General features: G+C 44.5%; 23 protein-coding genes. 22 read left to right on the plus strand and 1 reads right to left on the minus strand.

What is annotated here, in order from left to right; all coding sequences use genetic code 11:
• Positions 1-75 precede the first annotated feature (75 nt).
• The 11 genes from AC3G2T_RS00565 (at position 76) to gtfA (ending at position 13,083) form a co-directional block, all read left to right on the plus strand.
• A complete protein-coding gene (locus AC3G2T_RS00565; protein WP_488434154.1) occupies positions 76-1,065 on the plus strand; it encodes a LacI family DNA-binding transcriptional regulator in 990 nt (329 codons plus the stop codon).
• A 37-nt stretch (positions 1,066-1,102) separates the two neighbouring features.
• A complete protein-coding gene (locus AC3G2T_RS00570) occupies positions 1,103-2,035 on the plus strand; it encodes an alpha/beta hydrolase (RefSeq protein ID WP_488434155.1) in 933 nt (310 codons plus the stop codon).
• A gap of 81 nt (positions 2,036-2,116) precedes the next feature.
• On the plus strand, positions 2,117-3,850 hold the full coding sequence (locus AC3G2T_RS00575; RefSeq protein ID WP_488434156.1) for a sensor histidine kinase: 1,734 nt from the start codon (positions 2,117-2,119) through the stop codon (positions 3,848-3,850).
• On the plus strand, positions 3,847-5,436 hold the full coding sequence (locus tag AC3G2T_RS00580) for a response regulator transcription factor (RefSeq protein WP_488434157.1): 1,590 nt from the start codon (positions 3,847-3,849) through the stop codon (positions 5,434-5,436). The genes AC3G2T_RS00575 and AC3G2T_RS00580 overlap by 4 nt, the downstream gene beginning before the upstream one ends.
• A 142-nt stretch (positions 5,437-5,578) precedes the next feature.
• Entirely contained in the window at positions 5,579-7,132 is a 1,554-nt protein-coding gene (locus AC3G2T_RS00585; protein ID WP_488434158.1) for an ABC transporter substrate-binding protein, read from the plus strand.
• Position 7,133: 1 nt separating this feature from the next.
• Positions 7,134-8,063 carry an ABC transporter permease gene (locus AC3G2T_RS00590; protein WP_488434159.1) on the plus strand — a complete coding sequence of 310 codons (930 nt, stop codon included), beginning with the start codon at positions 7,134-7,136 and terminating at the stop codon, positions 8,061-8,063.
• Between the two features lie 13 nt (positions 8,064-8,076).
• Positions 8,077-8,976, plus strand: a complete 900-nt coding sequence (locus tag AC3G2T_RS00595) for a carbohydrate ABC transporter permease (protein WP_474682096.1) — start codon at positions 8,077-8,079, stop codon at positions 8,974-8,976.
• Positions 8,977-9,004: 28 nt separating this feature from the next.
• Positions 9,005-9,811 (plus strand): Nif3-like dinuclear metal center hexameric protein, encoded by an 807-nt coding sequence (locus AC3G2T_RS00600; RefSeq protein WP_488434160.1) that lies wholly within the window; start codon positions 9,005-9,007, stop codon positions 9,809-9,811.
• 23 nt (positions 9,812-9,834) lie between these two features.
• Positions 9,835-10,626, plus strand: coding sequence for an alpha/beta hydrolase (locus AC3G2T_RS00605; protein ID WP_488434161.1), 792 nt, complete (start codon positions 9,835-9,837; stop codon positions 10,624-10,626).
• Between the two features lie 19 nt (positions 10,627-10,645).
• A complete protein-coding gene (locus AC3G2T_RS00610; RefSeq protein ID WP_474682272.1) occupies positions 10,646-11,602 on the plus strand; it encodes a carbohydrate kinase family protein in 957 nt (318 codons plus the stop codon).
• An 11-nt stretch (positions 11,603-11,613) separates the two neighbouring features.
• Complete coding sequence (gtfA, locus tag AC3G2T_RS00615) at positions 11,614-13,083, plus strand: sucrose phosphorylase (protein WP_488434162.1); 1,470 nt, start codon at positions 11,614-11,616, stop codon at positions 13,081-13,083.
• Between the two features lie 153 nt (positions 13,084-13,236).
• Here gtfA and AC3G2T_RS00620 read toward each other — a convergent pair whose 3' ends face one another.
• Positions 13,237-14,820: a nucleotidyltransferase family protein gene (locus AC3G2T_RS00620; protein ID WP_488434163.1), complete on the minus strand. Its 1,584-nt coding sequence runs from the start codon at positions 14,818-14,820 to the stop codon at positions 13,237-13,239.
• A gap of 357 nt (positions 14,821-15,177) precedes the next feature.
• Here AC3G2T_RS00620 and AC3G2T_RS00625 point away from each other — a divergent pair, with 357 nt between their 5' ends.
• The 11 genes from AC3G2T_RS00625 to AC3G2T_RS00675 all read left to right on the plus strand — a co-directional run bounded on the left by AC3G2T_RS00625 (position 15,178) and on the right by AC3G2T_RS00675 (position 26,997).
• A complete protein-coding gene (locus AC3G2T_RS00625) occupies positions 15,178-15,969 on the plus strand; it encodes an ABC transporter permease (protein WP_488434164.1) in 792 nt (263 codons plus the stop codon).
• A 3-nt stretch (positions 15,970-15,972) separates the two neighbouring features.
• Positions 15,973-16,776, plus strand: coding sequence for an ABC transporter permease (locus tag AC3G2T_RS00630; RefSeq protein WP_488434165.1), 804 nt, complete (start codon positions 15,973-15,975; stop codon positions 16,774-16,776).
• Between the two features lie 10 nt (positions 16,777-16,786).
• Positions 16,787-17,770: an ABC transporter ATP-binding protein gene (locus AC3G2T_RS00635; protein ID WP_474682103.1), complete on the plus strand. Its 984-nt coding sequence runs from the start codon at positions 16,787-16,789 to the stop codon at positions 17,768-17,770.
• Positions 17,771-17,970: 200 nt separating this feature from the next.
• A complete protein-coding gene (locus AC3G2T_RS00640) occupies positions 17,971-19,185 on the plus strand; it encodes an aspartate aminotransferase family protein (RefSeq protein WP_474682273.1) in 1,215 nt (404 codons plus the stop codon).
• A 20-nt stretch (positions 19,186-19,205) separates the two neighbouring features.
• The gene (locus AC3G2T_RS00645) at positions 19,206-20,438 is read left to right on the plus strand and encodes an FAD/NAD(P)-binding protein (RefSeq protein WP_488434166.1); all 1,233 of its coding nucleotides are present in this window, start codon (positions 19,206-19,208) and stop codon (positions 20,436-20,438) included.
• Complete coding sequence (locus AC3G2T_RS00650; RefSeq protein ID WP_474682105.1) at positions 20,435-21,115, plus strand: nucleoside/nucleotide kinase family protein; 681 nt, start codon at positions 20,435-20,437, stop codon at positions 21,113-21,115. Before AC3G2T_RS00645 ends, AC3G2T_RS00650 begins: the two co-directional genes overlap by 4 nt.
• A 9-nt stretch (positions 21,116-21,124) precedes the next feature.
• Complete coding sequence (locus AC3G2T_RS00655; RefSeq protein ID WP_488434167.1) at positions 21,125-21,802, plus strand: HAD family hydrolase; 678 nt, start codon at positions 21,125-21,127, stop codon at positions 21,800-21,802.
• 22 nt (positions 21,803-21,824) lie between these two features.
• Positions 21,825-23,054: an ATP-grasp domain-containing protein gene (locus tag AC3G2T_RS00660; protein ID WP_488434168.1), complete on the plus strand. Its 1,230-nt coding sequence runs from the start codon at positions 21,825-21,827 to the stop codon at positions 23,052-23,054.
• Positions 23,055-23,088: 34 nt separating this feature from the next.
• Positions 23,089-24,654, plus strand: a complete 1,566-nt coding sequence (locus tag AC3G2T_RS00665; protein ID WP_488434169.1) for a class I tRNA ligase family protein — start codon at positions 23,089-23,091, stop codon at positions 24,652-24,654.
• Positions 24,655-24,715: 61 nt separating this feature from the next.
• A complete protein-coding gene (locus tag AC3G2T_RS00670; RefSeq protein ID WP_474682109.1) occupies positions 24,716-25,591 on the plus strand; it encodes an ATP-dependent Clp protease adaptor ClpS in 876 nt (291 codons plus the stop codon).
• A 173-nt stretch (positions 25,592-25,764) separates the two neighbouring features.
• A complete protein-coding gene (locus AC3G2T_RS00675) occupies positions 25,765-26,997 on the plus strand; it encodes an aminopeptidase (protein WP_488434170.1) in 1,233 nt (410 codons plus the stop codon).
• Positions 26,998-27,000 lie beyond the last annotated feature (3 nt).

Below are 27,000 nucleotides of genomic sequence, written 5' to 3' on the forward strand. Positions count from 1 at the left end.
CGCTGACTTGCAGCGGCTGAAATAATTGTAGATTAAGCGTATAATGGTCTTAAAAAAGTCAGGTGGTCACAAGCTATGCCCAAAATCGATGATGTAGCGGAAAAAGCGGGGGTTTCCGTGACTACGGTTTCCCGTGTGCTTAATAACCGGGGATATATCAGTCAGGCGACGTTGGATAAAGTACATGAGGCGATGAAGGAGCTGAATTATCATCCGAATGAAATGGCTCGTTCTTTGTTCAGAAAAAAGTCGAATATGATTGGCCTCATTATTCCTACGGTTGCTCATCCTTTTTTTGGTGAATTGGCTCATTACCTTGAATCTTATGCCGACCAACGCGGGTATAAAATGATTCTGTGCAATTCGAATCGCGATGTGTCGAAAGAACGCAAGTATATCGACATGCTGAAAAAAAATCAAGTGGATGCAATTGTTATGGGCAGCATGGTTTTGGATGTCGAACATTATCGTAATCTGAACCTTCCTATCGTAGCTTTCGATCGGGTTGTCGACGACAATATTCCTGTTGTGACCTCCGATAATTTGCTGGGCGGAAAGCTTGCATCGCGGCTGCTCATCGGCAAAGGCTGCCGAAAGCTGGCTTATATGCAAGGCGGAATTGGCGGCCAGCATCATAATGATTTACTTGCCGGAGGGAGATATCAAGGATTTATCGACGAACTGCAGAATACCGGGATCGAACACTTTGCTTTGAATTTGGAAGGACACGACTTGGACAATAGGCCAAGCGAGGAGCGAATTGTCCGTTTTCTGCAGGAGCATTCGGAAATAGACGGGGTCTTCGCCAGCAGCGATATGATCGCATCCATAGTTATTCAAGCATGTCGCCGATTAGATAAAAGAATTCCGAAAGAGATGAAAATTATCGGATATGACGACGTGAGGGTCGCTTCTTTATTGGCGCCGCGCCTTACAACCATCAGGCAGCCTATTCAAGAGATGAGCGAATTGACGATCGACTTGATTGTCAAACAAATCGAAGGCGAGAAGGTGCCGATGGTAAATTCTTTACCCGTCACATTAATTGAACGAAGCACTACGTAAGTTTTATGGAATAGAGAAATCATGGAGGTTTGCAAGAATGGATTTCAAAAGCAAAGTGCTGCCGGAAATCAGGCAGTCTTTAACGTCACTCCCTCATTTTCAGCTTCCCGATGATTTGGCGGAGGTAAGGCAAAGCCCATTGCCGCAATCATTGAAGTCCGAATTTGTTCGAATCGCCGACCGTATGATTTCCGGCGCAGCCGGGCAAGAGATGCTGATCAAAATTTTCGAACCCGTCCAGAGAGATGGGACGAAGCTGCCCGCTTTACTATGGATTCATGGCGGAGGATATGTGCTAGGCCACCCTAACGGTGAACAAAGTCTCTGCGAATGCTTCGCAACAACCGCCAACTGTGTTGTCGTTTCCCCTGATTATCGGCTTGCTCCCGAACACCCGTTTCCGGCAGCGATTGAAGACTGCTACGCTGCTTTGACGTGGATGACGAACGCCGCGGCTGAGCTCAATATCGATTTGTCGCGGATTGCGATTGGCGGAGGAAGCGCGGGCGGAGGGCTGACCGCTGCATTGGCCCTGCTGGCCCGTGATGAAGGAGGACCTTCGATCTGTTTCCAAATGCCGTTATACCCGATGATCGACGATCGGAATATAACGCCTTCCAGCTACGAGATTACAGATCCTGCTGTTTGGAACAGAGCTAACAATCAGGTGGCTTGGAAGATGTATCTTGGCGAGCATGCCGATGGCGATATTTCCCCGTATGCGGCGCCGAGCCGCGCGACGAACCTGGCCGGTCTTCCTCCGGCGTATACTTGCGTAGGCCAGCTTGATTCGTTTCGCGACGAGACGATCGAGTATGTCACGCGGCTTGCCCAAGCCGGCGTCGACGTGGAATTTCAGCTTTATCCAGGGTGTTATCATGCCTTTGAGCACGTCGTTCCGGAGGCGGAAATCAGTCAACGCGCCCGGCACGGATATGTGAATGCTCTGGCAAGAGCTTTTAAACGTTAAGTTTTATTGGCGGAGGGAGGCTTAAGCCTCTCTTCACTTATTTGTAGAATTGAAAATGTTCTTTTAAAAAGGAAGGTTGCCATGTTTAAGAGGACAAAGCCGATTTCGTTAGTTTACAAATTTTCACTCCAAATTACGTTGATATTGGCGATACTTGTAGCGGTTCTGATCATCAGCAACATATATTCCTTCAATGTAGTGGAAACGAATATAGTGAACAGCTCCAAATATACGATGGGGATTCACATGAACAATATCCAAAATCGCTTGGACAGCGTTTCCAAAGATGTAAACGAAGTGTTCGAAAATCATATAGACGACGTCATGCTCTACTCGAAAAAAGATGAGAGCGGCAAATACTTCGACGCCTTGCGATTAAAAAATATATTGGTCTCGAAAGTGTCAAATAACGAAAGCATCGATGCTTTATTTATTTTGGAGCCTAGTGAGCGCCTCTTTTTGGTGCAGTTCGGTAAAAGCATACTTTCCAATGAAAATCAAACTGTATCCGATTACTTAAAAAGTGAAACCTTCGCGGGAAATACGGCGATCGGGAGAGAGTGGTCCCCGGTTCAGCTGAACGGAATCAGTTATGAAATCATCAGCTTCAAGGTATCGGGCATTATGATCGGCGCGGCGGTAAAAGCCGACTCTCTCATGAATGTCGTGAGAAAGACTTCAGATTCCCAAAACCATTATGTATTAACCGATAAAAACGGAAGCATGCTTGCCTTATCCGATCCATTCCTTTCTCATGTGAGCTCGCTGCCGGATGTCCGTGAAACTTCGTACAAGCTTGACGGCAAATATTTCGTCATTTCAGAGGATGTGCCGGAGATCGGAAAGCTTTCGAATATGATAGAACGCAAGAGCGTATTGTCCGGTTTGGATTTTATCCAATGGGTGATTGTTTCTCTTGGGGTTGTTGCCTTAGTTATTGTTCCCGCTGTATTATTTTCACTTTCGCGCGAGATTATTAAGCCCGTTCTTGAACTTGTCAAAGCAACGAAGGAACTGGAAAAGGGGAACTGGGATTACCGGCTGCCGCTGCATCAAACGTCCGTCGAGTTCGCCAAATTGTTTCATTCGTTCACATCGATGATCCAAGAAATAAAGCAGTTAAAGATCCATTCATATGAAGAGAAGCTGGAACGGAACAAAGCCGAGCTCAAGTATCTTCAAATGCAAATAAAACCCCATTTTTTCTTGAATGTCATCACGACCGTTTCCAGCCTTACGTATCAAAATAAAAGCGAAGAAATTCGCAGGCTGATCGACTATTTGTCGGACTATTTAAGATATATGTTCAAAGGAGGCTTGGTGAACGTAACCATAAGGGAAGAAATCGATCACGTGACCAATTACATTCGCATGCAAGAGATCAAGGTTCCCAATCACATCTTTCACATGATCGATATCGAACCAAACTTGGAGCAGCGTGTGCTGCCGCAATTTCTTATACAAACCTTTATTGAGAATACGTTTAAGCATGCGTTAGTTTACGGGGATATTTTGTCGATATTTATTAAAGTGGAAACATATTCTTATCACCAAGAGGATTTTATTAAAATTACGATAGAAGATAACGGGGAAGGGTTTCCTGTGGAGATCATAGATGAAGTGAATGCCGCCGGTACGAGCGACAATGATACGGGGCAGAGAATCGGCATTTCCAATATTAAAAGAACGCTGCGTTTGCTGTATAAAAGGGATGGATTATTAAAACTTTCCAATAACGAACCGTCGGGAGCGAGGGTGGAAATATGGCTTCCTTCTCAGGCATCCGCGGTTCAGGTCCAGGAGGGAAAACATTGAAGTGTCTTTTGATTGATGATGATATTCCGACCGTAGAGGTCATGCGCGACTTTATTGATTGGAGTTCATTTGGAATTGCTGCCATATTTGCTGCGCATAATATTACGGATGCCAAAGTTCTCATTGAAGCCAATAAACCGGATATCATTATTTGCGATATCGAAATGCCAAAGGGTTCGGGACTTGACATGATTAAATGGGTAAGGGAGAGCCGTCATGACTGTGCCTTTATTTTCTTCACTTGTCATGAAAGTTTTGAATTCGCATCGACGGCAATTGCCTACAATACGGATGCTTACTTAATCAAGCCTTTTGACAAAAACAAGGTCGAATCGGCTCTCGCCAAAACTGTAAACACGCTGAGGGCGAAGAATCGGCTGCAAGAATACAGCCAATTCGGTGCCAGTTGGCTAAAAAATAAATCAATTGTCGAGCAAAGCTTTTGGAGGGATGTTGTTTTTGCCCAAATTTCCCCCCGCTTGGATTTGATTCAAGGTGAAATTCGGAAGAGAGACCTGTCTCCGGAATTGGAATACGGTTACTTTCTGGTGCTGACGAGCATCGGCAAATCGGATATTGAGGAAAGCTGGGATGAAAGCACCTTCATCTATGCGTTCGCCAATCTGACCTCGGAAACGATGCTGGACAATTTGCATGTTAGCCAAGTGATCAATTATCAGCAAGAGGACCGTTACTATATGGCGACAATCATTAGCGGAAGCAGTGCGCCGGAAGAGATTGCTGCGAGATGCCGCAGGCAAATCCGATATTGCCGGGAATATTTTCATTGCACAGCGACCTGTTATATCAGCAAGAAAGTATCGATTGACTTCTTGCATGCAACGAGAGCCGCATTGGAGGTCTTGGACAGAAATAACATCATTTATAAAGGCGATGTCCATTACCAGGAAGACCGCTTCGACTATGAAACGAATGAGTCTTATACGCTGGATGTGAACGTATTTGAGCAATTATTTATCGAAGGCGAAAAGGTACAAATCGTCAACAAGCTAAAAAAAGATCTCGAAATGTTGGCGGAGGGTAATAAGCTTGATGCCGGCATCCTGCATTCCATCAAACAGGATTTTATGCAGCTTGTATACTCACTATTGTATAAAAATAAAATACTTGCGCATAAGCTGTTTTCCGATAACGTCTCCGGAATATTGCTGCAGAAATCCGAACATAGTGTCATGGACATGATGAAATGGGCTGCATTCGCAACGAATAAAACAATCGATTATATAAGAGAAGTGAAACAGTCCGAAAGTGTTGTGGAGAAGGCGAAAGCTTTTATACACAATCATTATCATCAGGAGCTGAATCGCGAGGATGTCGCGGCAAGCGTCTTTTTGTCGCCCGATTATCTCGCGAAAATTTTTAAAGCCGAGACAGGATTATCGATCAAAGAATACCTGAATGAGTATCGTATCCTTGTTGCAAAAGAACGGCTTATTCAAGGCGGCGAGAGCATCGGAACGATTGCCGTCGAAATTGGTTTTGACAGTATCTCTTATTTCTCCACGGTTTTCAAAAAAATAACCGGCGAAACTCCGAATGCTTTTAGAACCAAGTATAAACCGTAATGCAAAGAAGGCCGAAAGGGTCTTCTTCTTTTTGTGAAACCACTGATTTTCGCAAAAACAGCGCTGATTTTTGAAAGATAAACCTACGGATAAGGATTAAACTGTAATCGTATTCACAAATTACTTCTGGAGGCTGCAAAATATGATAAAGACAAAAAGTATCTTAGCATCAGCGATGTCTGTAGCGCTTCTCGGTACCGTGTTGACTGCATGCTCCGGCGGAACCGGCCAATCCTCCGAATCCACCGGCACGCCGGCGGATGGGAGCAGCGGCAAGGTTGACAAGGTTGTTATAGCCCTGCCGTCATTTAATAAAATTCCCGACGATATGAGCAGTATTAACGACGCGATCAACAAAATTACAACCAAGAAGATTCATGTGCAAGTAGACTTTAAAGTGTACGGACCGGCAGACTACGCACAAAAAGTAAATTTGGCGCTTCAAAGCGGAGAGCAGTTGGATTTATTCACCAGCCCGGGCCAATTCCCTACGTATGCCGCCAAAAAGCAGCTCTACCCTCTGGACGATTTAATCAATAAATACGGCCAGGAAACAAAGGCAATTCTGGACAAAGACTTCGGCGAAGGATTGCTGAAAGCGACAACGATGAACGGGCATATGTATGGAATTCCGGCCAATAAAGGGATGTCGGTCCCGCTGAACTTTGTATATAACGCCGATCTGCTGAAAGAGACCGGTTTTACAGCGGACGATATCAAGTCAGTAGGCGATTTGCCGAAAATATTCGACGCTGTTATGAAAAAGCATCCCGATGTCGTTCCTTTTGCTCCCATTAATGTAAATCCAAGCGATACCAATCTGGTCAGACTGTTAAGAGGAATGAATGATATCGATCTTCTAACCGATGAGTCCGGGGTTGGCGTCGTTGTCGGAAATAGCGGCAAAGTGGTCAATCTTTATGAAACGGATGCGTTTAAAACCGGCGTTGCCATGATGAGGGATTGGTACAATAAAGGTTATTTGCAAAAAGATGCGGCTACGACCTCGACCAATTATGCCGATTTAGTTTCGTCAGGACGCGGCTTCTCCACTCTGGGCGGTTATAGCGGCATGGAAGCCGGTAAAGCATTAAGCGCGCAGACCGGCAAGAATGTCGCCATGAAACGAATTGCTCCTTTTTATTTCGATACGCAAGCTGTTGACTTTGTTGTGTGGATGATGTCAAGCACGACGAAAGTGCCTGAGGCTGCCATGAAGCTCTTGAACTTGACTTTTACGGATGAGGACCTGTTAAATACGATGCTTTATGGAATCGAAGGCCGGGATTATGTAAAAGTGGACGATCATCATGTGAAATATCCGGATGGAAAAGATGCGGCAACCGTACCTTATACCGCCCAACTATCCTCCGGCATTCTCGGCTCCGAATCGCTCCAATATCAACTTGAAGGTACGGATTGGAAGGATATCGATCTTAAACTTAAAGAGAACAAAGAAACGAAGAGGTCGCCGTACTTCGGATTCATCTTCGATCCGTCTTCCGTAAAAACCGAGCTGAGCGCGGTAAATAATGTGGTCAACCAATACATTCCCGGATTGATTTGCGGGGCATTGGATCCGGAAACGACCCTGCCCAAGTTTGTGAAAGCACTTAATGATGCCGGAGCGCAAACCATCGTTCAGAAGAAGCAGGAGCAATTGGACAAATGGCTTGCTGAGCAAAAGGTGAAGTAATATGGAAAAGCCGGTAAAGAAAAACAGGAAGAAAGCCAGCAATACTGTGCCGCTGCTGCTGATTGCGGCTCCCGGTTTGTTATACTTGCTGATCAACAATTACATTCCGATGTTCGGGGTATTTATCGCCTTTAAGGAAATGGATTTTACAAAAGGAATATTCGGAAGCGATTGGGTAGGGCTCAAAAACTTCGAGTTTTTATTCCGGACCTCCGATGCGTGGATGATGACCAGGAACACACTTCTTTACAATGTTGCGTTTATTATTCTGGGTACGATCGCTTCCATATTTATCGCAATTCTGATGTCGGAGCTGTTAAACAAGGTTTACTCAAAGTTTTTTCAATCAGGCCTAGTTCTTCCTAACCTGGTATCTATGGTAATCGTATCTTTTCTTGTATTTGCTTACTTGAACGCCGATAGCGGGTTTATGAACCATTCGATACTGCAGCCGCTCGGCATATCGGCCGTAAACTGGTATTCGGAGCCTAAATACTGGCCTTACATCCTGGTTATCATCCAGCTATGGAAAACGGCGGGATACGGTTCTATCGTCTACTTCGGTTTTATCGCGGGAATCGATAGAAGCATTTATGAAGCGGCCAAGATTGACGGCGCAGGCAAACTCAAGCAAATAAGCATGATCACTCTTCCATTGCTGACGCCAACCATAATCATACTTGGATTAATGTCGGTCGGCCGCATATTCAATTCCGATTTCGGACTCTTTTATCAAGTGCCGTTGAATGCGGGAGCCTTGTACAGTACGACGCAAACCATCGATACCTATGTATATCGGGCTCTCATGCAGGTTAACGATATCGGCATGTCGGCGGCGGCCGGTCTATATCAGTCACTCGTAGGCTTTATTCTTGTTATCCTGGCAAATGCCATTGTGAGGAGAATAAATTCCGACAACGCGCTTTTCTAGGAGGAAATGTATAATGACGAGCTTGCAATCCAGAGGAGAACGGGCATTTGCCATATTCTCCGCAGCAGCCATGACCTTGATCACCGTATGCGCTTTTCTGCCTTTTATCTTGATGCTGGTGGCATCGTTTACCGACGAAAAGACGCTGATTAGAGACGGATACAGCTATTTTCCGGCTAAAATGAGCATGGAAGCGTACGTATATTTATTCGGCAATATGTCGACCTTTGTGAGGGCGTATGGGGTTTCCATTTGTGTGACTGTCATCGGAACCGTCGTCAGCCTCGCGATCACGGCAATGCTTGCGTACCCGATGTCAAGGAAGGACTTCAAATATCATAATGCCCTTGCATTTATCGTATTTTTCACCTTGCTGTTTAATGGCGGTATCGTACCTTCTTATATGATGTGGACTAAAGTTTTTTCGATCAAAGATACGTTAGCCGCACTGATTATACCGAATTTGCTGATGAACGGATTTAACGTTCTGCTGGTAAGAAATTTCTATAAGCATAATGTGCCTGCCGCGCTTATCGAATCGGCCCAAATCGACGGAGCCAGCGAAATAAGAACGTTCTACAGCATTATGCTGCCGCTTTCGGTTCCGGTTATGGCAACGGTCGGGTTGTTTACGGGACTTGCCTACTGGAACGATTGGATTAATGCGCTTTACTTTGTTACCAAACCGCAATATTACGGGATTCAAAATTTGTTGATCCGTCTGATGAATAACATCCAATTCTTAAAATCCAGCCAGGCAAGCAGCATGCTGGGGGCCGGCGCAGCCGATCTTCCGACCACGGCGGTACGGATGGCCATGGGCATTATCGGAATTTTGCCGATCTTGGTCATACTGCCATTCCTGCAAAAATATTTGACGAAGGGCGTCGTTGTCGGCGCTGTAAAAGGATAACACTTCACCATTGAAAGAAGGTCATGAAATGAATGTTGGGCAAGTCATCGAAGCGGTTTTGACGGATTCTTGCGGCACCTTCAGGCTGGAGAACACGGGCGATAGATTGGTTAGCGGCAGTCCCGATATGGAAGTAACGGGTATTGTAACGACGTTTATGGCAACTGTCGATGTGATTCATCAGGCGATTGCTTGCGGAGCCAATATGATTATCACACACGAACCTACCTTCTATACCGGAATTGACGAAACGGTCTGGCTGCAGGACGATCCTGTCTATCAGGCCAAACGAGCATTATTGGAGGATCACCGGATTGCTGTCTGGCGGTACCATGATTACATGCACATGGCAAAGACAGACCGAATTTACGACGGGCTTCTCAAGGAGATCGGCTGGGAAGACCATTTGTTGGACAAGGATTCACCCCATGCATACCGGTTCGAAGAGGTCACTTTGGCGGAACTGGCCGGCTTCTTTAAAGAAAAATTGGGCATGAATGTCATACAAATCGTAGGCGATCCCGGGATGAGGTGTTCCAGGGCGGGAATTTTGGTAGGCGGAGGCAGCTTAGGTCTGGGCCGGGAACAAATGCCGATGGAACTAATGCGCGATAAGAACCTGGATGTGATCGTATGCGGCGAAATCGTGGAATGGACACTTTGCGCTTATGTCAATGATGCCCGTATGCTCGGACTGAACAAAGCGATGATCGTCGTAGGCCATGAACGCAGCGAGGAATGGGGCATGAAATATATGGCCGAATGGCTGAAGCCTTTGGTGAACGGCATACCGGTTTCGTTCGTCGATGCGAAGGAGCCGTTCGTGTACTTGTAATTTCAAAAAAGGAGAATAGAACGATGGCAATGCTGCAAGTGAATTATTATTCCAAAGCTTTACGGAGAGAAGTCACGTTCAATGCACTGATCCCGTTGGACATGATCGAATTCCCCGGGCAAGCCAAATCGGAAAAGAAACCGATGAGAACCTTGTATCTATTGAACGGATACACAGGCAGCTATACGGATTGGATCAGCTTCACAAGAATACGGGAGTTATCCGACGAGCACCGTATCGCGGTTTTTATGCCGGCCGGGGAAAACCATTTTTATGTGGATGATGTCGACAAAGGAGCATTGTACGGGGAATACGTCGGAAATGAACTGGTTGCTTACACCCGCGAAATGTTCCCGATATCCCATCGAAGAGAAGATACCTTCATCGGTGGTTTATCGATGGGGGGTTATGGAGCCATTCGAAACGGCTTCAAATATGCCGAGCATTTTAGCCGGATCATCGCCTTGTCTTCAGCCCTCATTACTTACAAGATTGCCGGCGTGGGCAGCGATTATACCGACGGTGTGGCGGATTATAAATATTTTACGAGGGTATTCGGTGACTTGGATCAGCTTCAAGGGAGCGATAAAGATCCGGAAGCCTTGGTCCTAAGCTTGAAGGGGAAAGGAGCGGCGGTTCCGGAGATCTATATGGCTTGCGGTTCCGAAGATTTTTTGTTGGACGTCAATCGGCAATTTCGAGATTTTTTAGTTTTGGCACAGGTTGAGAACACGTATATCGAAAGTCCTGGGGGGCATACCTGGGATTTTTGGAATGAATATATCGAAAAAGCTTTTTTATGGGCGATGGAATAAAGTACAGGGGATGACAGATGTGTTTGAATTCGGGGATAGCATACCGTTAAGAGATAAAAAGCATGATATTTTGACTGTTGGCGAGCTTCTTATCGATATGATGACAACGGAATATGACGATAGCGATGAATGTGACACGTACCGCAAGTTGTTTGGAGGCTCTCCTTCCAATATAGCATTGAATGTGAAAAAATTGGGAATCCGCCCGCTTGTAGCTTCTGCAGTCGGAGATGACGGATTGGGCAGGTTTCTCGTTAAACAGCTGCAGCAAGCGGATATCGATACGGATCTGATCCAGCGGGTCGATGATTCAACGAGTATGGTCGTCTTAACTAAGAGTGTATCTACGCCGATTCCGATATTTTATCGAGGTGCGGATTATCAATTAGCTTATACATCAGGGCTGGAGGATATCGTGATCAACTCCAAAATCGTCCACTTCTCCTGTTGGCCCTTATCGAGAGTGCCGTCCCGTTATACGATCGAAAGCGTGATGGATACGGTAAGAAAGCACGGTATTTTGATCGGTTTCGACCCTAACTATCATCCGATGATATGGCAAAAGGGCGAGAATGGAATCGACTATGTAAAATCAATGATCGGTAAAGTTGATATTGTCAAGCCTTCGGAGGATGATGCAGAGAGATTGTTTGGGAAAGCGTCTCCTGAGCGTTATCTCGAACATTTCTTAGAGCTGGGTGCTAAGCTGGTTATTTTGACATTAGGGAAGGAAGGCGCCATCGTTTCTAACGGAAAAGAGACGATTGCATTCGACTCTTTGGCTACTCAGGTTGTGGATACTACGGGAGCTGGCGATGCATTCTGGTCAGGATTTTATGCGGCGCTCGTCAAAGGTTATCCGTTGAAACAAGCTCTTTTCCTGGGATTTGCCGTCAGTGCCTATAAATTGGAGTATACCGGAGCCATCGTGGATTTACCGCATCTCGAGGTTATCAAAGAAAAATACGGATTATAGGGGACTATTGTATGCCAGTAAAAAACCAAGTGCAGCTAATCACGTATCCCGATTCTTTGGGGGGCGATCTAAATGCGCTGAAACAGGTGCTCTTTCAACATTTTTCCGATGTATTTAAGGGGGGCGTTCATATTTTGCCTCCTTTCCCATCTTCCGGAGACAGAGGATTTGCCCCGCTTACCTATCTGGAAATTGAACCGAGCTTCGGCACATGGGATGATATTAGAGCTATTGGAGAACACTTTGATATATTGGTCGATGTGATGGTCAACCATATTTCGAGGCAGTCCGAATATTTCCGGGATTTCCTCAAAAAGGGTCGTCAATCGGCATATGCCGACTTCTTTCTAACTTTGGATAAAATATGGGCGGACGGCAAGCCGGTTCAAGAAGACATTGCCGGCCTGTTTCTGCGCAGACCGGTTCCTTATTCGACTTTTACTATTGAAGAATCCGGCGAGGAAGAGAAGGTATGGACGACGTTCGGCAAGCAGGATCCATCCGAACAGATTGATCTGGATATCCGTTCGGATCAAGTAAAGCAATTGCTGAGCGATATTTTTAATAATTTCAAGCAGCAGAATGTCAAGATCGTACGTTTGGATGCAGTCGGATACATCATAAAGAAACTGGGAACAAGCTGTTTTTTTGTCGAGCCGGACATCTACGAATTCCTGGATTGGATTATGGATGTTGCGAAATCGATGGAAATCGAATTGCTGCCTGAGGTTCACGCACATTATTCCATTCAGTACAAGCTTGCAGAACATGGCTGCTGGATTTACGATTTTATACTGCCGTACACCGTGCTTGATGCTTTGATCAATAAATCAAATGTGCATCTTTACAGCTATCTGAAGACTCGGCCTGAGAAGCAGTTTACTATGCTGGATTGTCATGATGGTATACCTGTTAAGCCTGACCTGGACGATTTGATCGATACGAAAGAAGCTAGAAAATTGGTTGAACTGTGCGTGGAAAGAGGCTCGAATCTTAGTCTCATCGTATCGGAAAAACATAAGGCCGCGGACGGCTTCGATGTCCATCAAATCAGATGCTCTTATTATTCTGTGCTCGGTTGTAACGACGACGCCTATTTAGCGGCAAGAGCCATTCAATTTTTCGTGCCGGGAATCCCCCAAGTCTACTATGTCGGCCTGCTGGCGGGAGAAAACGATTTGGAGAGTGTAAAAAGAACCGGTGAAGGCAGGGAAATCAACCGCCATAACTTCAGCCTGGAGGAAATCGAGCAGTCTCTTCAAAAAGATGTAGTTCAAAGACTGATTAAACTCATTAGATTTAGAAACGAATATGCTGCTTTCAATGGACAATTCACCGTTTTACCCTCGGCGATAAACGAAATTCGGCTTGCCTGGGAAAAGGATAATCAAAATTGCCGGCTTTCGATCGATCTGAAGACCTATAGGACAATTATTGAATTCACTGGGGAAAGCGGCGAGGCAGTTCAATATGTCGTATAAAAACCAAGGGCCGTGCTCGCGCAGAAATGCCGAGGCCGTTTATCAAAATCGCGACTGACTAAATGAAGCAGCCTGGATAAATCAAAGTCTTGATTTGTCCAGGTTTTTCGCTGTCCACGTATGGTTTAGCGCGGTACCATGGATATATGCCTTTTAAACGATTTCGAGGATCGGAGGATGATTCCAAAACTCTTTTTCGTACGGATTTAATGTGACCCAATGATATACAGAATCGAGAATCTCATGTTTAATAGCAATGCCGTAGCCAACCATACGTGTCCCGTTACTGCAAACCTCAGTTGGCAACATGTGGAACGGAAAAGCTACTTCGACTTCGTTCGTTTTATGAAATACCCTGATGGACATCCCGCTGTCTTCCTGGACGGCTAAGATCCCGTCAATGCTTTTAAATGCAACATAATATTTAACTAATTGCTCATTGTTGTTAGCATCATTATCTACTAAGAATAATGCAACTTCATGATTGTCGAGTTGAGAATACAAATCTTCTCCGATACGGATTTTAAAAATTAACTGATCTGAAGCGTGTGCAATATTGTAGCTTAAATCATAGTTCTTATTGTTGGGTACAGGCGATGGCGAACCAAATTGTCCGTATTTTACTCGATACGGATCGGTAAAGTTTATGTTCTTAGTGCTGAAACAGCGGCTCCGCGTTATAGAAACAAGTTCTTTCACTCGTGAATTGTAATCGAGGAAAAGTCTCGTTTTGAAGTCGGTTAGCCAATCAATTCTATATCTCTTGGCGGAGGCAAATTCATCCGAAAATAAGCCGGCAACCTGAGCAAGTGTTTTGCTTTCAAAGATGGCAGACAGGTATTTTAATATAGTTTGAACTTCAACAAACATGTCGTAATGGATTGCCGATTGTTTAACATGTTCCCAGTCGAGTTGAGGATACTTCTCTATAAACAAGAACACGTCGACGCAATTTTTTAAAGACGGTTTATCGGAATACCACTCTTCGGCATCGTCGTAGAGATTTTCACAAAGGCCAAGAAAAGTATGTTCCAGATCAAAGGTTGCACACTCAAAATTATCAAGAACTATGTTTCGAGAGCTTTCAATAAAACTCATGATATGAGGGGAACGCACGGTTTTGTGGAGATACCTTCCTAATTCAACTTCAAGTGTTTTCGTCAGATTACCTGAAGAGATGTTCTTAAAATAACCGTAAAATTCGTGATGGTTATCGTCCTTTAATAAAGGAAAAGGTAAATAGCGGTAGTCGTTATCGTCAACTATTTCCCAGTAATTTTTCAGTCCGCATGCAGGCAGATAACCTAAATTTCTTAAGAGTGCGTCTGCTTTTTCAACATCGGTTTCACGAATAATGAAATCTAAATCTCCAACCTGCCTAGCGTATAGATCATTATAAACCAACTTCGATACTGCAAACCCTTTCTGGAGCACTATTGTTAAGTTCTCTGCTTTAGCCACTTGCGTGATCAAAGATAACTCTTTAAGATAAATGTCTATCTCCTCTTGATGTTTACTGTATTCTACCTGCCACTCTTCAGGAGCTACTTGGCACACAAGATTGTAAACTAGCGGGAATACCTTCTGGTCCTTAGATTCTTGTAAAAGAAGCGCCCAATCAATTCCGCTGAAAGGATCCGCTTTTTTAAAAAAAGCCTCGTTCCGAACATTACAAATGATGTCCAAAAGTAAGACATGTTCTTTCTTTGCAAGGAACTTACGCCCAAATTCTAACATGTTAATTCTCCTCCTATCTATTTATGAAATTCGTAAAAGTGCTTAGTTGTTGACTCCTTATTTAAATGGATTTATTACGTTTTACAATACAATTACCCTGAATGAAATGTCAATATTTGATTTACATGGATTTAAATGCGATTTCATTTAAGTAAGAATATATAATTTTTAGGGATAATTCTATAGTATTGTGGGTTTTAATTGATAACCATTTTTAATACAATTAAAGCGTTTCCAAATGATGGTAATACTTCAAGAGTGAATAATGATTATTTATGATACCGCTGTCATTTGGGTTTTAACTGGATTGGGGAAAGTTAAAACTCGGTTTTGAAATTTATAGAGTGAGGTATTGAGATGGCACTGTATATTGAATTTTTCAAGAAGGCTTTTCAAGAACGGTATGCTTTTCGTTTTAATTTTTACATCACAATTTTCGCAAGCATTTTGCTAATGGTAATTCAAATTAACGTATGGACTGCATTGTATGACGATAAGGAAAATATAAACAATATAAACTTTGGTGAAATGGTTAGTTACATCATTATTGCAGCAATCGTTGTAACATTAACGAGATCGGGCGCAGGGAAGAAAATAGCGGAGAGAGTCGAGAACGGTAGCATAATACTGGATTTAATGAAACCTGTTAACTTCAAGAGATACTTATTCTCTGAGGATTTGGGGACGAATGTTTTCCAGACAGTTTTCGTTACAGTACCGGCTATAGTGGTTACGTGGTTATTTTTTGATATTTCTCTATCCGGGATTATCGAGAATACGATATTGTTCCTAGTCAGCCTCATGTTAGGGATAGTTATAGCATTTCATATTCATTACATCTTTGGCCTGTTTGCTTTTTGGCTTGAAACTTCTTGGTACATTCCATTTTTTATAGGCGCTTTGTTCGAGTTGTTCTCAGGATCGATTGTGCCGTTGTGGTTTTATCCGGAGTGGTTATTCAACATTTGCCAGGTGCTGCCATTTCGGTTCATTTTTTTTGAACCAATATCGATTTTTTTAGGGAAGTACGGGATACATCAAACGTTTACCATTCTTCTTATGCAATTGGGGGTGATAGCGGTCACTACTCTCATCGAGAAATATGTGTGGTTCAAGGTGCAAAAAAAATTGGTAATTCACGGGGGATGACATATGCATTATGCCCATTTATATCTTGAATACATTAAATTAAGGGTAATGGGGGTAGCCGAATACCGAAAGGCATTTATTATGGGGGGACTTGCCCAATTTGCATCATATGGGGCGGAATTTCTGATCATTTGGATCTTGGTCGACAAATTCCAATCCATCAATGGTTGGGGGGCATACGAAGTTTTGTTATTGTTTTCCTTAAATTTATGTTCATACTCGCTAGCCGGTTTTTTCTTCTTCAATCCTACAACCCAGTTAAGCAATATGGTAAAAAACGGTTCGTTCGATGAAGTGTTAACAAAGCCGCTGAATAGTTTCGTATATCTGGTGTGTCGGGAGTTCAATAGTGCATATGTTAGTCACTTTATACTCTCCGTCGGTGTGATCATCATCTGTTTCAATAATATGGAGCGTACATTAACGGGAGGAGATTTACTCTTCTTAACCGTTGTTATTTTGAGCGGTGCTTTGATTCAAGGAGCCGGGTTAATTGTAACTTCGGTGCCATCGTTTTGGATTGTCGAGACGCAAGGTTTGCGAGAAGTTCTTTTCTTTCAATTAAAGAATTTTATTCGCTATCCTATCACCATTTACAACAAGACAGTTCAGGTGATTCTAACCTTTATCCTGCCTTACGCATTTATTAATTTTTATCCGGCGCAATACTTTATTTCTAAAGGCGATTATCTTTTTTTTAATCCATACATCCAATATTTATCACCTATAGTAGGGATTGTATGTTTCGTGCTGGCTTATAAATTTTGGTTTATTGGGGTCAATCATTATAAAAGTACAGGTTCTTAGGGGGAAAATCATGATAGAAGTCAGCAATGTGACAAGGGAATTCAGAGTATTCAAACGTGATAAGGGGTTTGTTTCATCCATAAGATCTATCATATCCAGGAATTATGAAGTGAAGAAGGCTGTAAACAATATTAGCTTTAATATCCAAGAGGGCGAGCTGGTTGGATATATCGGAGCAAACGGTGCGGGAAAATCGACTACGATTAAAATGCTTGCTGGAATTCTCGTTCCTACTTCGGGTTTGGTCAAAGTCAATGGCAAGGAGCCGCACCAGAACCGGAAGGAAAACGCAATGAACATCGGGGTCGTTTTTGGCCAACGATCGCAATTATACTGGAATCTCCCAATGGAAGAAACATTCGATCTGTTTGCGAAAATATACAAAATCAATCCGAAAGTGTTCCGGAACAATATTGCGTATTATGTGGATTTACTGGAGATGGAAGAATTCTTAAGAACGCCGGTGCGACAATTGAGTCTTGGTCAAAGAATGCGTGCCGAGCTAGCGGTGGCCTTATTGCACGAACCCAAAGTACTTTATTTAGATGAACCTACGATCGGTTTGGATGTAGCTGTTAAGGCTAAAATTAGAACCTTTATTAGGCAAATCAACAAAACAAAGAAAACGACGGTTATTCTAACCACACACGATATGAAGGATATCGAAGAAGTATGCAACCGAATCATTACGATCAATAAAGGCGAAGTCATATTCGACGGGACTGTCACCGGATTCAAGAATAATTTTAACCCGGGCCATGTGCTTACGGTCGACCTGGACGATCAACGCAATAAGTTGAACGACGATAGACTAAAGCTGCTCCAAGATGAGGGATTAAGGAAAAGTTTCTTGTTCAGTAAAAATGAATTGTCGGTTGCCCAGGCGATCTCGATTATCTCGAGCAGTTACGAAATTAAGGATATGCAACTGAAAGAACCGGACATTGAGGAGGCGGTAAAATTCCTCTATGCTGCAGCAGCCAAAGAAAACTAATTATAAAATCGAATCTTGCTCTCATTAGCGGAAGGAGGTGTGCTTTGTGAGCGAGCGGCACCATATCCAATTCATGCAAAGGGAGGAAACCAATAATGGATACCCATACAATGGAACTGTTGGAATCTAACGGAGAAGCGGCAGAGAATGGTTTGTTGGAGTTAAACGAGTATTTCTTTACTCCAACCGATGATGTAATTATGGTGGAAGGTCGTGGAATTTATTTAACGGACAATAACGGTAAATCGTATATCGACTGCGCGTCCGCGACATTTAACTTAAGCCTCGGGTACAGCCACCCTGAAGTCATTGAAGCGGTAAAGAATCAGGCTGATAAGTTGATTCATGTGACATCCAGTTACATGACGAAACCTGTCGGTGAGTTAGTAAAAAAATTAATCGATGTTAGTCCGGAGGGATTGACGAAGGTACATTTAAAGGTGTCGGGAGGGTCCACCGCCAATGAGGGCGCGATCAAGATGGCTCAACACTATTCTGGAAAAACAGATGTGATCTCCTTGTTTCGCTCTCATGTAGGGCAAACCATTTATACCATGTATGCATCTGGGAACTCATTCCGGAAAGAGCCTTTTAGGCTGGGTCAACCCGGTATCGTACATGTTCCGCCGGCCTATTGTTATCGTTGCTTTTATAACCAAAGACCGGAAACTTGTGGAATGTTGTGCGTTGAGAGAATTAATGACTTTATTGATTATGCGAGTTCAGGGCAGGTATCTTCCATCATCGTTGAACCGATTTTAGGGAATGGAGACAATATTACACCGCCGCCGGAATATTTCCCAGCGTTGCGCAAGCTGTGCGATGAAAGAGGAATTACTTTAATCTTTGACGAGATTCAAACGGGAATCGGGAGAACGGGGTATATGTTTGCAGCCCAATACTATGGTGTAGTCCCGGATATTATTACTGTAGCGAAAGGTCTTGGCGGGACAGGCTTTCAGGTAGCCGCGATTATCTCGAAACCAGAGTACTCTACAATGGAAGGACACCATCATTCCTTCACTTATGGTTCAAACTTGATATCGGCGACTGCTGCGCTAAAAACTTTAGAAATTATCGATAATGCCGAGTTCCTCCGGAACGTCACCAAGACCGGTGAATATATTATGGGACGCCTCATGAGGTTAAAAGAGAGATATTCCGCTATTGGCGATGTTCGTGGTGTCGGGCTCATGATCGGGATCGAAATCGTCGGCGACGATGGCATTCCTGATGAGAAGCTTACAAATTACCTTAAGAAAAAAGCTTTTCATCATGGATTAATCATGAGAACGTCTAGGTATGGTTTCGGAAACGTATTGAAAATTCGCCCGCCGTTAACAATTACCATGCAAGAAGCGGAAGAGTTGTGCGATCGGTTTGAAAGCTGCTTATACGAGGTTCTGGGCACTTAGTAGCCGAAAAGGAGAAGAATATGAATTCGACAATTCCAAATTTCGATCTAGCCATCGTTGGAGGGGGATTTCGGACATCGACATTTCTCGCATCCGCCCCAGAATTATTGAATTACCGTATTTCTATAGTAGAGAAGGAGCGCTCCCTTGGACCAGGTGCATTCGGTAATTATATGGTTACAACTTCTTCAATTGGCGCAAGCCTTTTTAAAGAATTAAGTTACCGGGGACCCTTTAAAGTACTCTCCGATAATTTACAAGTCAGGTCTGTTGCTCAAGCTACGAAACCCGTCAATACGGATGTGTTGGCTGCTGCACTTCATGAGATCGGACGAGTGATTAACGATAGCTTAGGAGGTTCACCCGCTGTTCGACTAGGGACGCTTGTGAAAAAAATCGAAATGGATCAGCTCGATGGCCCCGTAAGATTACACACAGACAGTGGGGAAATACTTGAAGCCTCGCATGTGCTATTGGCGACGGGTAGAATGGAGCGGCCCCATGCAGAACTAGAAACGTGGCGTCATAAAGTTTGGTCCTCAAGCATAGTGATTAGCGCTGCATATCAAGAGAACCTAAGTAAGGTACTGCTGCGTCTGCGCGACGAACCGATTGTTATTGCGGGAAGTTCTCACAGCGCAATGTCTGCGACACGGGTGTTACTAGATCTCGCCATGAAGCTGGAAAATGAGCACAAGGAGTATCGCCGCCCTCCGATTGTTGTCCTGCAACGGAGTTTAGCTCGACTTATGTACCAATCCGTGGAAGAAGCGATCAAAGAACAGGTGTCAGGGCGCGAATACCTTTTTAATTCGTCCAGTGATGTATGTCCAGTTACCGGAATCGTCTTCAGGGACTCCGGATTACGTCACGGGTCGAAGGAACTGTATTGCGATTTGTGGAACGACAATATTCCGGGGGCAAGAATCCAGCAAATTAATAAATTAAGCGATGCATCCGACGTACTGGACGGAGCTGGGATCATTGTTCAAGCGCTTGGTTATCATGGTACGGCACCTGATATTTATGTTTCAAACGAATTGGTACGTTCTACGGATTCAGTCAAACGGCTGGAAGCCGATGAAGAGGGGGCAGCCGTAATTGGACAAAGGAAGTTTGGCAACCTATCTGTGTTGAGAGTTGAACCCACGCCCCGCAACCGTCGCGACAATGCCGCATACGGCAACGGATTGTACAGTCGATTGGCCAATCGTTTAGAGCTAGCCATTCATGACGGGGGGAGTCTTGGGTGATTACCGACAGCCGAAGGAGATTCCTTGGAGAGCTGAGTGATATCATTCGTAAGAATCGGATGCCTGGGAAACCATTGATTGTTGGAATTACGGGCGTTGATACAGCTGGGAAAACTCAACTAGTGAAAGAACTGGCGGAGGTATTGGGGAAGGGACATAAAGTACAAGTTGTACACGTAGACAATTTCCATAATGAAAAGTCCGTTCGTTACAACCCCACTTTATCGGAACCGGAACAATATTTTAGAAACAGTATTGACTTTAAACGTTTGGCTCAAGAAGTGTTAGATCCAATCCGTAGGTTAGGAAGGTTGGAAACGACTTTAATCCATTTGGATCTCCCCACGGATACATGGACGTTGCAATGTAAGTACTCGGTGTCCCCTGATACCATCGTACTCTTGGAAGGGGTATTCCTCTTCCGTCCGGAAACCAGATCGTATATTGATTTTTTTGTATACCTGGACATCCCTGAGGATGTCGTAATGAAGAGGGCACGGTTACGGGATGTACCGGTACAGGGAGAGGAAGTTCTTCGGAAGTATGACAGTAAATACTTTCCGGCTCAACGTTGCTATATAAATAAATATCGTCCTTACGAAAATGCTGATGTGGTTGTCGATAATTCGGATTGGAGAAATCCACGATTCAAGCTCCGGTTAAGAATTGACGATTAGGGGGCTAATATGCAAAACAGACGTATTCATGCCGTTGTGTTTGACTTATGGAAAACCTTAATTCCGCTCCCCGAACCAATTAAAACCTATGCTTTCTTAGAGACTTCGCGAGTTCTTGGCATCGCTCCCGATGTATTCAGCAAAAATTGGGAGGAAACCCGAAATCGGCGCGAGACGGGGGATCTGCTCGAGTATCTTCATTGGCTCAATGAACAAATGGGGGCAAAGTGGAGTAAAGATAAGATCATGGAGGCCATTCGCGTACGAAAACAAGTCCACGGTTTATCGTTTCAAACACCGGATGTCGACGCGTTCACGGTTCTAAGCACATTGCGTTCGCAGGGCGTAAAAACGGCTGTTGTGTCCAACTGCAGCAGTGATGTCAAAGAATTATTAGCCGATTCGAAGTTGGCCCCGTTACTTCATCAAGTGGTATTGTCCGCTGAAATCGGGATTATGAAGCCTGATGTTAAAATTTTCTCGTATGCAGCCAACCGGCTCGGAGTAGAAAATGCCCATTGCTTGTATATAGGCGATGGGCACGATAAAGAGCTTGAAGGAGCTGCTCGGGCAGGGATGCATCCAATATTGCTGGACAGGAACGACGGGAATCAATGGGACGGTGATCGAATTACATCTTTATTATCGGTACTTGAGATTGTTGATGGAGTCAGAACGAGCAACTAAGAAAATTATGAGGTGATGTCCAATGAAATCGATTTTGGTTACTAACACCAGTAATAAAGTCCAATCGGAGGTACTTCTTGCTCGACCGGACCTACAAGTGACATTCGTGACGGAAGGGCGCTTTGTTGATATGTACCCTTCGGGTATTGATGTTGTTGTTGTAGAGGATCTAAACAACCCCTCCGGAACCATGGAAGCTCTCATGAAGCAGAGGGAGTGTTCTCAATATTCTGCCGTAGTTTCTCTTTCTGAACGTGCAGCGCCCGCCGGAGCATATATGCGAACTTATCTTGGGTTGGCAGGACCATCATTTGAAACGGTTCTCAACTGTACGAACAAATATACAATGAAGCGCCGATTTGCTGCGGCCGGATTGCCTACGGCGGATTACTTCCTTGCAAGCACTCCTAGTGGTGTGGCCGAAGCCGGCAAGAAGATTGGTTGGCCGATTATAGTTAAACCGGTAATCGGGGGAGGAGCCGATCAGACGTTCGTTTTTGCAACAGAAGAAGAGCTGTTATCTTCATCCGGACAAGAGTATCTCAATCGGCTACATGCTCCCTCATCGACTTCAGCTAAGAGGTTTCCTGTAATCGTTGAACGTTTTTTGCAGCTTGAGGAAGAGTATCATTGCGATGGATATGTTGAGGATGGCTGCGTAGTATACGTCCAAATATCGCGTTATGTTCGACCGGTTCTTGATTACGCTTCCGAAATTCACGGTTCCTACACGATTGAGAGCAGTGATCCGATGTTTTCTTTTCTCCAAGACATGCATGCACGTGCAGTTGCTGCGGTGGGGTTGACGGACGGAGTGACACATTTTGAAGTACTCAAAGCGGCAGATGGGGTATTTGCCGGGGAAATTGCATGTCGTCCCGGCGGCGCCGGAATTCGTAGAATGCTTCAGCTCCATAGCGGATTTGACTCATGGGCGGCACATATCGCTGCTTCTCTCGGCGAGAAGTACACGTGGGAGTCAAACGATCTTCGATATGCCGGAAAGCAAATTGCCGAACTGCTGCTGCCGACCCAATTGGGGACTATAGCATCAATCAGTACGCCGGAAGACTTTGCATCCGTACCCGGATTAATCGAGGTCGACATGAAAGTAAAACCGGGTGATGTGGTAACCGGTTTAATAGATTCTTCTGCCATATGCGGATTAGTGTTTGCTCAGATATCCGTTCAGCAAGATCTTGATCTGGTCATAAAGAAAATAAGTGAGTCCTTTCATATACAAACTTGCTAGAGTTAAATTATGTGAAAGACAGGAGGGGAAATAAGTGAATCGTAACGTATTAATTGTCCCCATGCAGCCGACCCCAAACGGGCGGCTGCATATTGGTCATGGAGCGGGAACGTATTTACGTGCGGATACCCTTGCTCGTTCACTTCGATTGCAAGGGTATAGCGTGCGGGTCATTACCGGAAGCGACGTTTTCGAAAATTGGGTGCTGGCTGAAACCCTTCGAGACGGGAAAGATCCGGATACGGTTTGTGATCTATATCATAAAGGAATTCAGCAAGATCTTAAGCTCTTGAATATTCGGTTAGATACTTGGATCGATCCTCGCGCGGAGTCGCACTTTGCCGGCTATTTGGACACGCACGAGAAGACGCTTCTTACATTGCAGAACACGGGCAATGCCACTCTCGTAAGCGAACGAGTGCCATACTCGGCAGAAACGGGAGACGCGATCATCGGGACATGGATTGCAGGGAGTTGTCCTTATTGCAACAAGCCTTGTGGAGGAAGTTCATGCGTGTACTGTGGCGCACACTTCCAACCTGAAGAGATCGTTCAACCAAGATCTAGGTTAGACAATAGTACATTGGAATGGAGAACGATAGAAAGTTGGTTCGTAACGCCAAATGAGCAAACAAATATCATTGAATCGCTGAAGCGTTCCGGCGTTCGACCGATTTGGATGCAAGCCGCCGAACGTTATCTTTCCCTCAGGAAGGGGCGTATCAGACTAACCGGCCCCGGAACATGGGGAATTCGCAGCAATTTAGTTCCCGAAGGTTTCGTTCTGTCCAATCCGTATTATTTATACAGTGTATACTGCGGGGAAGTTTACAAATTGCTCGAAGGAACGGAGGTAAACCCGTTCATGTCCAATAGCAACGTGACTACGATCGGCGTTTTCGGTAACGATAACTCTACTCCGGGCCTTATCGCCCCGCACGTGATTTCCCAAGGAACAGAAGGTTTGTATAAACCTTTCGATTATACGCTTGTAAATGGAATGCTCTTTCTTGAAGGGGAGAAATGTTCGACGAGTAAACGCCACGGTATTTGGATTAAGGAAATTCTTGATCCTGAAACGGAGATTTCTTCCGATGAAATTCGATATTTTTTGTCGCATACTTCGCTCGATACTGGCGCGGCCGATATTAAAATTACCGATTTTATCGATTCGGTAATGTTATTCCGACAGTGGTGCGTTCACCGTCTCGATGCTGCGCTTGAAACTGTCCGTCATTCTGAATCATTTATGTATAGCGACCGGATTGCGAATGCAGTGGCCGAGCAATCCGAATCACTTTTTCCCGGCAAATTTGATTTAAAAGCAGCAACTGTGATTCTGGATAACTGGATGCAAGACGGAAGCATGGACCGACGCGAATGGCTTCTTGGCTTACCGCTATTAGGAGCCCCCATTATTCCAACCATCTCAAGCCAAGTTTGGAGACAGCTAGGCCTGGACGGGGAGCCGTGTGTTGAAGTGGCCAAGGGGCGAGCGATTCGACTCGAAGCGTCGCGATTGGTAGAATTCCCCGATAAAAAGGAATTAACCGAAACTTCGTTGCGCCCGTTCATCCATCTCGCGGGGATCCATACATAAAGGTGTCTTGTCCGGCGTGATAACTTTTTACAAATAACCATAATTATGTGGGGTGAAGATAATGGCAGTGAACGAGAATAATGGGGACCAATCCGATAGAATTCCCCTTCTTGATAGCGTGTCATTTATTTTGATTAAGCCTGACGGATTAGACAACCCTCTATTACTTGAAGAATTGGAGCTGCAAATTAAAGATGCTGAACTAGAAGCAATTCGAAAATTCGATGTCAAGTTCACGAGAGGCGATTTAGATATGCTTTGGCCTAACTATGCAAATTATCCAATAACAATGCAGTTATTGCATAAGTACCTGGCCGAGAAGCTGCTAACCATGAGAATCCTTATTGGTGCTGATGCAATCCAAAAAACCAAGAAGATTAAAGATATTATCAGAAAAAAGTTTTCGCTTGGTGCCTTTGCAAATTGCATCCATACCCCCGCGGATCTGGAAGAACTTAAATTTCAACTAACGTTCATCGCGCAAAAACCAAACGTAAGCTTGGAGCTGGCCTCGGACATCCTAATCTTCGATCCTCCCAAACAAGAAATCCTACCTGGTCTCTGGGGGCGTATGACAAAGTTAGGCGAAAGTGAATTCGAACGAGTAGTCTTGAGTGTATGGAAAACGATTTCAACAAAGCGTTGGGCGGAAATAGCTGTACCAAGCAATGGTGAGTTTAATGTGATGCTAGTAGACGATGACTGCAATGGTATCGATTACGTTACATCTTGTCTCTGTGAGGTTTTTCCGGAATTGCCTCCCGAGAAGGCGATCGTCACTGTCCTGGAGGTCGATCGAACCGGTGGGGTGACGGTGTATTCAGGCAACAAAGAAGATGCGGATTTTATTGCCGGGAAGTTAAAAGATCATAAGCTTGAGACGAAAATAAGGAGAAACGTGAAAGGGAGCTTCAGGTCGGATGTATTAAACATTTAAATCAAAAATCATTGAGTTAAACAATTTTTTACCACATAAGAATGTTTAAGTTCTTTACAGCACTAAAGCGTGAAGAACAGCCTTCTTATTGGCGAATAAACCTACCTCTAAACGCGGTCGCTCATCTTCGAAAGGCCTCGATAGAGGTTTATCTCATAGAAGGTTGGGTGTATATGTCTGCTTTTTACAATAAATTAAAATCGTATGCGGAAATCGTTATACGTCTAGGGATAAATGTTCAATATGGCCAAAAGGTAGTAATAGATGCGCCAATAGTGGCGGCTGAATTTGTCCGTCTCCTGGTTGAATGCGCATATGATTTCGGTGCCGAATCGGTCGATGTTGAGTGGAGCGATAGCGTGGTCCACCGTACCAAATTGTTGCGTTCCTCTACTGCATCATTGGAAGACTATCCAATTTGGAAATCACAAGGTTATACGGATAGGGCAAGACAGGGGGCGGCCTTTATCACGGTTCAAGCGCCACAACCCGGAATGATGAAGAACGTACCTACTGAGCGCGTCGCTTTATTTCAACGCACGAGCGGTCGCGCTCTTCAGGAATATCGGCACTATCGCATGACCAATAAAGTAAGTTGGGTTGTGGTTGCTTTGCCGACCCAAGAATGGGCGAAGCAGGTATTTCCCGCTTTACCTGAGGAGTTAGGCTTGTCGAAGCTATGGGAAATCGTCTTCCGAGTTACCCGTGCGGATCAAATTGATCCCATAGGGGCTTGGAATGCGCGGATTAAGGAGATCCAGGGGAAATTACTGCAATTGAATAATGCAAAATACCGCCAGTTGCATTTTACCTCACCCGGGACTGATCTTACAATTGAACTGCCGATGGATCATATGTGGATCGGTGGAGGAAGTACGACAGAGAAGGGGAATTACTTTATGCCTAACGTTCCGACGGAGGAATGCTTCACAGCGCCTTTACGTACAGGAGTGAATGGTAAAGTGCGGGGCACGAAAACGCTGTATCATGGCGGCAAACTTATCAAGGATTTCGAGATAACGTTTAAGCAAGGTAAAGTATGCGATTTTCGCGCCAATTATGGAGAGGATACCCTTCAATATCTCTTTCAAACGGATGAGGGTTCGCAATATTTGGGAGAGGTCGCGCTTGTACCCAATAGTACGCTGCTAGCTAAGGAAGGAATTAACTTTTTCAACACACTTTACGATGAAAACTCATCTTGTCACATCGCATTTGGTTCCGCCTATCCTTTTAATCTAAAGGGCGGGGAGAAAATGACAAAGGAGCAATTATCGGAGCGCGGCATAAATCAGAGTATCGTTCACGTTGATTTTATGTTTGGCTCTTCGGAGATGGACGTGAGTGCCGAATTGCCCTCGGGCGGATGGGTGAAGCTAATGAAACAGGGAGAATGGGTAACATAAAAT

The sequence above is a fragment of the Paenibacillus sp. sgz302191 genome, from assembly GCF_057749925.1.

Excerpts from the sequence above, each read along its gene's own strand:
- AC3G2T_RS00565 (WP_488434154.1), top strand. The coding sequence starts at position 76 with ATGCCCAAAATCGATGATGTAGCGGAAAAAGCGGGGGTTTCCGTGACT.
- AC3G2T_RS00570 (WP_488434155.1), top strand. The coding sequence starts at position 1,103 with ATGGATTTCAAAAGCAAAGTGCTGCCGGAAATCAGGCAGTCTTTAACG.
- AC3G2T_RS00575 (WP_488434156.1), top strand. The coding sequence starts at position 2,117 with ATGTTTAAGAGGACAAAGCCGATTTCGTTAGTTTACAAATTTTCACTC.
- AC3G2T_RS00585 (WP_488434158.1), top strand. The coding sequence starts at position 5,579 with ATGATAAAGACAAAAAGTATCTTAGCATCAGCGATGTCTGTAGCGCTT.
- AC3G2T_RS00590 (WP_488434159.1), top strand. The coding sequence starts at position 7,134 with ATGGAAAAGCCGGTAAAGAAAAACAGGAAGAAAGCCAGCAATACTGTG.
- AC3G2T_RS00595 (WP_474682096.1), top strand. The coding sequence starts at position 8,077 with ATGACGAGCTTGCAATCCAGAGGAGAACGGGCATTTGCCATATTCTCC.
- AC3G2T_RS00600 (WP_488434160.1), top strand. The coding sequence starts at position 9,005 with ATGAATGTTGGGCAAGTCATCGAAGCGGTTTTGACGGATTCTTGCGGC.
- AC3G2T_RS00605 (WP_488434161.1), top strand. The coding sequence starts at position 9,835 with ATGGCAATGCTGCAAGTGAATTATTATTCCAAAGCTTTACGGAGAGAA.
- gtfA (WP_488434162.1), top strand. The coding sequence starts at position 11,614 with ATGCCAGTAAAAAACCAAGTGCAGCTAATCACGTATCCCGATTCTTTG.
- AC3G2T_RS00620 (WP_488434163.1), bottom strand. The coding sequence starts at position 14,820 with ATGTTAGAATTTGGGCGTAAGTTCCTTGCAAAGAAAGAACATGTCTTA.
- AC3G2T_RS00625 (WP_488434164.1), top strand. The coding sequence starts at position 15,178 with ATGGCACTGTATATTGAATTTTTCAAGAAGGCTTTTCAAGAACGGTAT.
- AC3G2T_RS00630 (WP_488434165.1), top strand. The coding sequence starts at position 15,973 with ATGCATTATGCCCATTTATATCTTGAATACATTAAATTAAGGGTAATG.
- AC3G2T_RS00635 (WP_474682103.1), top strand. The coding sequence starts at position 16,787 with ATGATAGAAGTCAGCAATGTGACAAGGGAATTCAGAGTATTCAAACGT.
- AC3G2T_RS00640 (WP_474682273.1), top strand. The coding sequence starts at position 17,971 with ATGGTGGAAGGTCGTGGAATTTATTTAACGGACAATAACGGTAAATCG.
- AC3G2T_RS00645 (WP_488434166.1), top strand. The coding sequence starts at position 19,206 with ATGAATTCGACAATTCCAAATTTCGATCTAGCCATCGTTGGAGGGGGA.
- AC3G2T_RS00655 (WP_488434167.1), top strand. The coding sequence starts at position 21,125 with ATGCAAAACAGACGTATTCATGCCGTTGTGTTTGACTTATGGAAAACC.
- AC3G2T_RS00660 (WP_488434168.1), top strand. The coding sequence starts at position 21,825 with ATGAAATCGATTTTGGTTACTAACACCAGTAATAAAGTCCAATCGGAG.
- AC3G2T_RS00670 (WP_474682109.1), top strand. The coding sequence starts at position 24,716 with ATGGCAGTGAACGAGAATAATGGGGACCAATCCGATAGAATTCCCCTT.
- AC3G2T_RS00675 (WP_488434170.1), top strand. The coding sequence starts at position 25,765 with ATGTCTGCTTTTTACAATAAATTAAAATCGTATGCGGAAATCGTTATA.